The sequence below is a fragment of the Stenotrophomonas sp. NPDC077421 genome, assembly GCF_049545505.1.
GTDB lineage: Bacteria > Pseudomonadota > Gammaproteobacteria > Xanthomonadales > Xanthomonadaceae > Stenotrophomonas > Stenotrophomonas nematodicola.
Genome location: NZ_JBMWDP010000001.1, coordinates 302,735 through 311,376 on the forward strand (window position 1 = coordinate 302,735; position 8,642 = coordinate 311,376).

Annotated in this window: 6 protein-coding genes; 2 read left to right on the top strand and 4 right to left on the bottom strand. The window is 69.1% G+C overall.

The genetic code is table 11. The features are described from left to right. Positions 1-45: 45 nt before the first annotated feature. On the top strand, positions 46-2,679 hold the full coding sequence (locus tag ACPEH1_RS01370; RefSeq protein WP_136004516.1) for an excinuclease ABC subunit UvrA: 2,634 nt from the start codon (positions 46-48) through the stop codon (positions 2,677-2,679). A gap of 66 nt (positions 2,680-2,745) precedes the next feature. Here ACPEH1_RS01370 and ACPEH1_RS01375 read toward each other — a convergent pair whose 3' ends face one another. The 4 genes from ACPEH1_RS01375 to ACPEH1_RS01390 all read right to left on the bottom strand — a co-directional run bounded on the left by ACPEH1_RS01375 (position 2,746) and on the right by ACPEH1_RS01390 (position 7,886). Continuing rightward, positions 2,746-3,291, bottom strand: coding sequence for a TlpA disulfide reductase family protein (locus ACPEH1_RS01375; RefSeq protein ID WP_136004681.1), 546 nt, complete (start codon positions 3,289-3,291; stop codon positions 2,746-2,748). A 2-nt stretch (positions 3,292-3,293) separates the two neighbouring features. Further along, complete coding sequence (locus tag ACPEH1_RS01380) at positions 3,294-5,651, bottom strand: protein-disulfide reductase DsbD family protein (RefSeq protein WP_206147328.1); 2,358 nt, start codon at positions 5,649-5,651, stop codon at positions 3,294-3,296. Next, a complete protein-coding gene (gene cutA, locus ACPEH1_RS01385; protein ID WP_017356762.1) occupies positions 5,651-5,989 on the bottom strand; it encodes a divalent-cation tolerance protein CutA in 339 nt (112 codons plus the stop codon). Before cutA ends, ACPEH1_RS01380 begins: the two co-directional genes overlap by 1 nt. 100 nt (positions 5,990-6,089) lie before the next feature. Further along, positions 6,090-7,886, bottom strand: a complete 1,797-nt coding sequence (locus ACPEH1_RS01390; protein ID WP_017356761.1) for an endonuclease — start codon at positions 7,884-7,886, stop codon at positions 6,090-6,092. A 271-nt stretch (positions 7,887-8,157) separates the two neighbouring features. On the opposite strand from ACPEH1_RS01390, the gene ACPEH1_RS01395 reads away from it, so the two are divergent. Then, complete coding sequence (locus tag ACPEH1_RS01395) at positions 8,158-8,445, top strand: co-chaperone GroES (RefSeq protein WP_017356760.1); 288 nt, start codon at positions 8,158-8,160, stop codon at positions 8,443-8,445. Positions 8,446-8,642 lie beyond the last annotated feature (197 nt).

Here is an 8,642-nt window from a genome sequence, read left to right on the forward strand (position 1 = left end):
GCGCCTTCACTGGCCGCGTGCGGGGGTGGTCTCTATCCTGCTGGCATGAGCACACGAAAGAAGCCGGCAGCACCGGCGCAGCCCGGCGCATTCGTCCGTGTACGCGGCGCGCGCGAGCACAATCTCAGGAATGTCGACGTGGACATGCCGCGCGACGCGCTGGTGGTGTTCTCGGGCATCTCCGGCTCGGGCAAGTCCTCGCTGGCCTTCGGCACGCTGTACGCCGAGGCGCAGCGGCGCTACCTGGAATCGTTGTCACCTTACGCACGGCGACTGATCGACCAGGTCGGCGTACCGGACGTGGATGCGATCGACGGCCTGCCGCCGGCGGTGGCGCTGCAGCAGCAGCGCGGCACTGCCAGCGTGCGGTCCAGCGTGGGCAGCGTCACCACGCTGTCCAGCCTGCTGCGCATGCTGTACTCGCGCGCCGGCACCTATCCGGCCGCGCAGCCGATGCTGTATGCCGAGGACTTTTCGCCCAATACACCGCAGGGCGCCTGCCCGAACTGCCACGGGCTGGGGTATGTGTACGAAGTGACCGAGCAGTCGATGGTGCCCGATCCGTCGCTGAGCATCCGTGAGCGCGCGATAGCTGCGTGGCCGCCGGCGTGGCACGGACAGAACCAGCGCGACATCCTGGTCACGCTCGGCTACGACGTGGACATCCCCTGGCGTGAGCTGCCGAAGAAGCAGCGCGACTGGATTCTGTTCACTGAGGAGCAACCGGTGGCGCCGGTCTACGCGGGCTTCACGCCGGCCGAAACCCGCGCTGCGCTGCGCCGGAAAGAAGAGCCCAGTTACATGGGCACTTTCACCGGTGCCCGCCGCTACGTGCTGCATACCTTCGCCACCACGCAGAGCGCGATGATGAAGAAGCGCGTGGCACGTTACATGATCGGCGCGACCTGTCCGGTGTGCGAAGGCAAGCGCCTCAAACGCGAGGCGCTGTCGGTCACTTTCGCCGGTCTGGACATCGGCGCGCTGTCGCAGCTGTCGCTCGCGGCGATGGCGCAGGTGCTGCGTCCGGCCGCCGAGGGGCGTTTCGACGTGCCGGTGGCGAGCGCCACGCGCAGCCGCGCGGCAGGCCGCAAGGCCACGGCCCGGCGGGTGGCTGCCGGTGGCAACGCACATGCCGGCGGCAGCGATGTGCGGCGCACCCCTGACCTGTCGGAAGAAAAGCGCATCGCCGCCCAGCGCATCGCGCGTGATCTGGTCGATCGCATCGGCACCCTGGAGGATCTCGGCCTGGGCTATCTGTCGATGGATCGCGCCACGCCCACGCTGTCGCCGGGCGAGCTGCAGCGGCTGCGCCTGGCCACGCAGATCCGCTCCAGCCTGTTCGGCGTGGTCTACGTGCTCGACGAGCCCACCGCCGGCCTGCACCCCGCGGACGGGGAAGCGCTGCATCGTGCGCTGGACCAGCTCAAGGCCGCCGGCAACACGTTGTTCGTGGTGGAACACGACCTGGAGATGCTGCGCCGTGCCGACTGGCTGGTCGATGTCGGCCCCGGCGCGGGCGAGCAGGGCGGGCAGGTGCTGTACAGCGGGCCGCCGGACGGGCTGCGCACGGTCGCCGCGTCGGTGACGGCGGCGTACCTGTTCGAGGATCGCGCGGCGCCACGCCGCACGCCGCGACCACCATCGGGCTGGCTGGCGCTGCGCGGGCTGCATCGCAACAATCTGCATGGGCTGGACGCGCGTTTCCCGCTGGGTGCGTTCACCGCAGTGACCGGCGTGTCCGGGTCCGGCAAGTCCAGCCTGGTCAGCCAGGCGCTGGTGGAGCTGGTTGGCGAGCACCTCGGCCATGAGCCGGCGGTGGAGGAGAGCGACGGCGATCTGCCCCAGCCGAGCGCGCTCGTGCGCACGCGCGGGCGGCTGCAGGGTGACACCGATGCGGTCACCCGGCTGGTCAACGTGGACCAGAAGCCGATCGGGCGCACGCCCCGTTCCAACCTGGCCACCTACACCGGCCTGTTCGACCACGTGCGCCGCCTGTTCGCGGGGACGCGCATGGCCAAGGCGCGCCGCTACGGTGCCGGGCGCTTCTCGTTCAACGTCGCCCAGGGCCGCTGCGACACCTGCGAGGGCGAGGGGTTCGTGCATGTGGAACTGCTGTTCATGCCCAGCGTGTATGCGCCGTGCCCGACCTGCCACGGGCAGCGTTACAACGCCCGCACGCTGGAGGTGCAGTGGAACGGCCGCAACATCGCGCAGGTACTGGCGATGACCGTGGCGGAAGCGCTCGCGTTCTTTGCCGATGAGCCAGCCGTGCAGCGCCCGCTGCAGCTGCTGCGCGATATCGGGTTGGGCTACCTGCGCCTGGGCCAGCCCGCCACCGAGCTGTCCGGGGGCGAGGCGCAGCGCATCAAGCTGGCCACCGAGCTGCAGCGCAGCCAGCGCGGCAGCACGCTGTACGTGCTCGATGAGCCGACCACCGGCCTGCATCCGGCCGATGTGGACAAGCTGATGGCGCAACTGCACGGGTTGGTGGATGCAGGCAACACCGTGGTGGTGGTTGAACACGACCTGCGCGTGGTCGCTGGTGCCGACTGGGTGATCGACATCGGCCCGGGGGCGGGCGAGGCGGGCGGCACGATCGTGGCCGAGGGCACGCCCGCGCAGGTCAGTCGCGCCCGCCACGGTGCGACCGCGCGCTACCTGCGCCGCTGGTTCGAGTGATCCGGGCACACCGCCCGCCGCCGCAGCCATGCAACCGGACTGGAGGGCCATGAACAGCCAGCCCGGTCAAGGCTGGGCCCATCCCTCGATCTCGCCGGGGGCGAAGGGTCCGAGCTTCTGTTTGACGATGCGTCCGCGTGCATCCACCAGCACCGTGTAGGGCAGCAGCCCCTTGGCATTGCCGAGCTGCACGCTGGCGTCGGCCGGGCCGGGGGTATCGAGCACGATCGGGTAGTCCACCGGCACCTGCGCCAGGAACCCGCGCACACCCTCGACGGTATCCAGCGCCAGCCCCAGCACCTGCACGCCGTCGGCGGGTTGGCTGGCGGCAAAGGCCGCCAGCGCCGGCATTTCCTCCACACAGGGGCCGCACCAGCTGGCCCATACGTTGATCAGCAGCGGTCGCCCGGCAAACTGCGACAGGTCCACCGGGCGGCCGTCCAGATCCGGCAGGGTGATCGCCGGCAGGCGATCGCCGGGGCCGGCCACCGGCGCCGGCGGCGATGGGGCCGGAACAACGTCCGGCGGCGTGCCATGCAGCCAGGTACCGGCGGCAATGCCGGCCGCGGCGGCTACGGCCGCCACCACCAGGTACCGGCGTGGCAGCCGCATGCTCATCGCGCGGTGCGCAGCAGGGCTTCTTCGACGATGGCCTGGGTCAGCACGGTCGGCAGCACGGTCGGCGGAGCGCCGGGGCCGTAGACCACATACAACGGCACGCCCACGGCCTTGTGTTCGTTGAGGAAGGCGGTGAGCTGCTCGTCCACGTTGGTGTAGTCGCCGCGCATGTACACCGCGTTGGTGCGGCGCAGGGTGTCCTCGAACGCATGGGTGGCCAGCACCGTGCGCTCGTTGGCCTTGCAGGTGACGCACCAGTCGGCGGTGATGTTGACGAACACCACGCGGTTGTCCTGGCGCAGGCGGTCGAGCATCTGCGGGGAGTAGGCCACCACGTTGTCGCTGGCCACCTGCGCGGCCTTGGCCGGCGGCGCCAGGCGGGTGACGCCCCACACCGGATAGAGCGCGGCGACGATCAGCAGCGTGGCCAGCAGGCCGGCCACGCGCTGGCTGCGCCAGCGGCTGCGCTCGAACCACCACAGCGCCAACGCCAGTACCACCAGGCCGCCCAGCACCAGGGTCATCGCATCCACGCCGCGCTGCTGGCCCAGTACCCACAGCAGCCAGATCGCGGTGCCGTACATCGGGAAGGCCAGCACGTGCTTGAGCGTTTCCATCCACGCCCCCGGGCGCGGCAGGCGACGTGCCAGCGACGGCACGAAGCCGATCAGCAGGAACGGCAGCGCCAAGCCCAGGCCCAGTGCCAGGAACACCAGCATCGCCTGCGGTGCCGGCGCGGTGAAGGCAAATCCCAGAGCCGGGCCCATGAACGGGGCCACGCACGGGCTGGCGACCACGCAGGCCAGCACGCCGGTGAAGAAATCGCCCACCGGCCCGCTGCGCGAGGCCAGCGACTGGCCGATCCCGCCCAGGCTGCCGCCCAAGGTGAACACCCCGGACAGACTCAGGCCAACGGCGAACATCAGGTAGACCAGTGCGGCGATGAACCACGGATGCTGCAGCTGGAAGCCCCAGCCTGCGGCCTGGCCTGCCGCGCGCAGGGCCAGCACCAGTCCGCCGATCGCGGCGAAGGCGACCAGTACGCCGGCGGTGTACCACAGCGCATGGCTACGCGCGCGCTGGCGGCTTTCCCCGCTCTGCGCCACGCCCAGCACCTTCAAGGACAGGATCGGCAGGACACACGGCATCAGGTTGAGGATCAGTCCGCCCAGCAGGGACAGCAGCAGCGCCACCACCAGGCTGGTCGGTGTGGTGTCGTTGCTGCCCGGCGGCGGCGTGCGCAGCGCGTTGTCGGCACTGGCGTCGGGGGCGGCCTGCTCGGCCACCGGCAGCACCGGTTCGTTGGGGCGGATCAGCATCGGCTGGGTGGCGATGCCGCTGTCGGCACGGTCGCGCGCCTGCGCACGCTTGTCACGGCTGGGCAGCGGTGCGATCACTTCCTGCTTGACGCTGGCATCGCTGCTGGTGCCGTTGACCTTGCCTGCCGGCAGCGACAGCTTCACCCGCCGCGTCATCGGCGGGTAGCAGATACCGTCGGTCTGGCAGCCCTGGAAGGTGATCACCAGGGTGGCATCGGCCGCGTCGGGACGGCTGCGGTGCAGCGGCAGCGGCACGTCGATCTGGTCGAAATACACCGCCACGTCGCCGAAATGCTCGTCACGGTGCGAGCGGGCGGCCGGCCACCGGGGCTTGTCGGCACGGATGCCGGCGGCGCCTTCGAGCTTCAGCGAGGTGCGGTCGCGATACAGGTAGTAGCCCGGCGCGGGGCTGAAGCGCAGCAGCACGGTGTTGCCGTCGCCAACGATCGCATCGAAGCCGAAGGCCTTTTCCGAGGGCAGCGGCAGCGCCTGGCTGGCGGCCATGCCGGGCAGGCGCAGGCCGCCGGACAGTGGGGTGTTGAAGGACGCCGCTGGCGCGGCGGCAGGCAGCGCGGCCGGAGCATCGGTGCGGGTCGCTGTGGCGCCCGGCAGCTTCACCTGCAGCGTGCGCTTCTGGGGCGGATAGCAGACGCCGGCGTCTGCGCAGCCCTGATAACGCACTTCCAGGGTGACGGTATCGGCGCCATCGGCGGCCTTGCCGGGCAGCACCGCGATCAGACGTTCGCGGTAGGTTTCCACTTCACCGAAGAAGTCATCGTGGTGCTTCTTGCCGGCCGGCATCTGCAATGCATCGGCGACGAAGCCGGCCTCCGGCTTGACCGTGGTGCGGTGGCGGTACAGGTAGTAGCCCGGGGCGATGGACCAGCGCACTTCGATGCGGTCGCGGTCACGCGCCTGCGCGGTCAGCCCGAACGCCTCATCCACCGGAAGCAGGTCTTTCTCACTGACGGCCCAGGCGGGCAGGGACAGCACCAGCAGCGCGCACAGCGCGGCAACACGACAAAGCAGCGTCATCAATCACTTTCCTCACGGGTCTGCGCCCGAATCCAATCCAGGTACGCCGGTAGACCGGCGCGGGTTTCGACCGCAATGCACTCGGGGAGTTCATACGGGTGCAGGGCCTGCACGCGGGCGATGGTCGCGTCCAGGCGGGCGCCGGTGGTTTTGATCAGCAGCTGGACCTCGGGGTCCTCGCTGATCCGGCCCTGCCAGCGGTACGTCGAGTGCGCGCCTTCCAGGCGGGTCACGCAGGCGGCCAGCCGTTCCTCCACCAACGCGTGTGCCAGCCGCGTGGCGCAGGCCACGTCGGGGCAGGTGGTGAACAACAGAAAGATGGGATCGGCGGTCGACATGACCCGCAAGTATAGGGCCGTGACCGGCCGGTCCCGGCGGGACCGGCCGGCAGCGCTCAAACCCGGTCGTGCCGGCCGCTGGCCGGCAATGCCGGATACGTCAATTCGCCAGCTGGCAGGTCGCCGGCCTGGCCGAGGTGAACAGGGCCGGGGTGGCCCACTCGGGGTGGTCGATGAAGGGGTTGCGGTTGCCCTGGAAGCTGTAGATCACCTCGTTGCGGGCGCGTTCGGCCGCATCCGGCGGGTCGGACAGGTGCCAGTCGATCAGGGTCGAGAGCAGGCCCATGTACGCCGGCGAAGCGGAGGTCTTGACGATCCTGCTGCGGTCGTCGGTCAGCTCCAGGTCCGGCTCGGACTGGCCGGTCTTGGCGTCCTTGCCACCCTCATAGCGGATCGCCATGTACATCACCGCCCGCGCCATGTCGCCCTTGCGGTGGCCCCACACCTCGAAGGTGCCGCCATTGCCGTCGGGTGTGCGCACCCAGTTGGAGTTGCCCGGGTAGCCGCCGCTGCCGCCGCCAAAGCCGTTGTTGGACTCGGTCGCGCGCTCGCCGCAGCTGCTGTCGCACTTGCCGAACGGCTTGTTGCCGCGGTCGGCGTTCCACTGCGCATCGGTCAGGTACAGCATGTGGGTGTCGGTGTAGGGCGCATACGGCAGCCCCTTGTCACCGGTGGTGCTGGCAAAGCCGAGCGAGTTGGGCCAGGTGTGCTCGCGGTTGTAGGTCAGCCCGCTGCCCGTGCCCGCGCGGCCGCTGACCTTGGTGTAGCTGCGATTGCGGTAGGCGTCCAGGATCCTGCCGCTGTTGTTGGGATCTTCGTCGGCGATTTCCAGGATGGTCCAGGTGCTGGTGCCTGAACCGCTGTACGGATAGGCGGTATGGCCCTTGATGGTTTCATGCAGCGAGCAGCGCAGCTGGCTCGGGGTGGAGGTGTTCACCCGCGAGTAGTACGTGCCTGGCGTGCCAGGGTCCGGATTGCCCGGGTCGGGGTTGCCGGTCGTGGTGGCAACGGTGAACGCGATGCGGGTGTCCGCTGCCGGGCGGGCGCCCTGGGCATCGGTGATGCGGGTGGCGCGGATGTCGAAGCGGCACGCCTCGCCGGCCACCAGTGCCGTGTTGGTGGACAGCGTGAAGCGCGAGCCGCTGCTGGCGTGGCTCAACGGCACGGTGCCGGACTGGCCGCAGCTGAGCACGAACGCGCCGCTGGCCAGGGTGACCGGCTCGCTGAACGTCACGCTGAGGTCGGCGGCCGCCGGGAAGGTGCTGGCGCCCTGTTCCGGCGTGGTGGCGCGTACCGACGGCGGGGTGTTCGGCCCGGTGCTGCCGCCGCCGCTGAAGGTCTGGCCGTTGTTGCAGGCGCCAAAGGTCTGCGTCGCCGAGGCGGCCCAGGTGAAGTGGGCGTACTGGCTGCCGCTGCCGGTGAGCTGCAGGGAGGTGCCGGGGGCGGTGCTGTTGGTCTCGCTGACCGGAATGTTCTGACTGGTCAGGCCGGCCGCCGGGCCGCCGGAGGCGGTGATGGTGCCCTCGTAGCTGATGAACTGCACCACCTTGCCGCTGGCGTCCACCAGCGCGATCCCGTCGTTGGCACCGTTCTGCAGGCCGTTGCTGGGGTAGGTGACCGTGGCCAGGGTGGCGCTGCCGCAGCCGGCGGCGGTGCCTGCCGGTACCGGATTGTTGGCGTAGACCGTGGCTGCCGACGGGGTGCTGCCGTTGTACAGGTACAGCCGGTAGTCGGCCAGGTTCTCCCCGGCGGTGGCAACGACTTCGATGGCCTCGCCGACATCGCCGGCGGGGGTACTGTCGTCGTAATGCAGTTCATTGATGAACACATCGGCCCGGGCGGTGCCGGCGGCGAGCGCCAGCAGACAGCCCAGGGACAGCGGGGTGAGCAACCTCATCTACGGCTCCTTGTGATTGGGAATTGCTGGCCGAATCTAACCAATCCAAATGACACATTTATCTAATGTGTCGCATTCGGCCCCCACTTATGGGACGTGCGTCAAGAATCGAAATTTACGCGCGACCCCCCTTGAAAGGGCGGTGGGCAGCACCATCTCTGCCCTGTCCCGCACTGTCGGGTTTTTTCGTGAGCGGTGCTGGCAGTCGCCCTGCGCGAGTGCTAACATCGCCAGACTTTTCCAGACCAATCAATAACTTAAGAGGTCTCATATGAGCATCAAGCCGCTTCACGACCGCGTTGTGGTCAAGCCGATCGAAGCCGACGAAATCTCCGCCGGCGGCATTGTGATTCCCGATTCCGCCAAGGAAAAGTCCACCAAGGGTGAAGTCGTGGCCGTGGGCCCGGGCAAGCCGCTGGACAACGGCAGCGTCCGCGCGCCGTCGCTGAAGGTCGGCGACAAGGTCATCTACGGCCAGTACGCCGGCAGCAGCTACAAGTCCGAAGGCGTCGAATTCAAGGTCCTGCGCGAAGACGACATCCTCGCCATCGTTGGCTGAGTGCGTCGCGCCCGTTCCTTCTGATCCAACCCAATCATTCGAGGTAAGAGCTAATGGCTGCCAAAGATATCCGTTTCGGTGAAGACGCCCGTTCGCGCATGGTGCGCGGCGTCAACGTGCTCGCCAATGCCGTCAAGGCCACCCTGGGCCCGAAGGGCCGCAACGTCGTGCTCGAGAAGAGCTTCGGCGCCCCGACC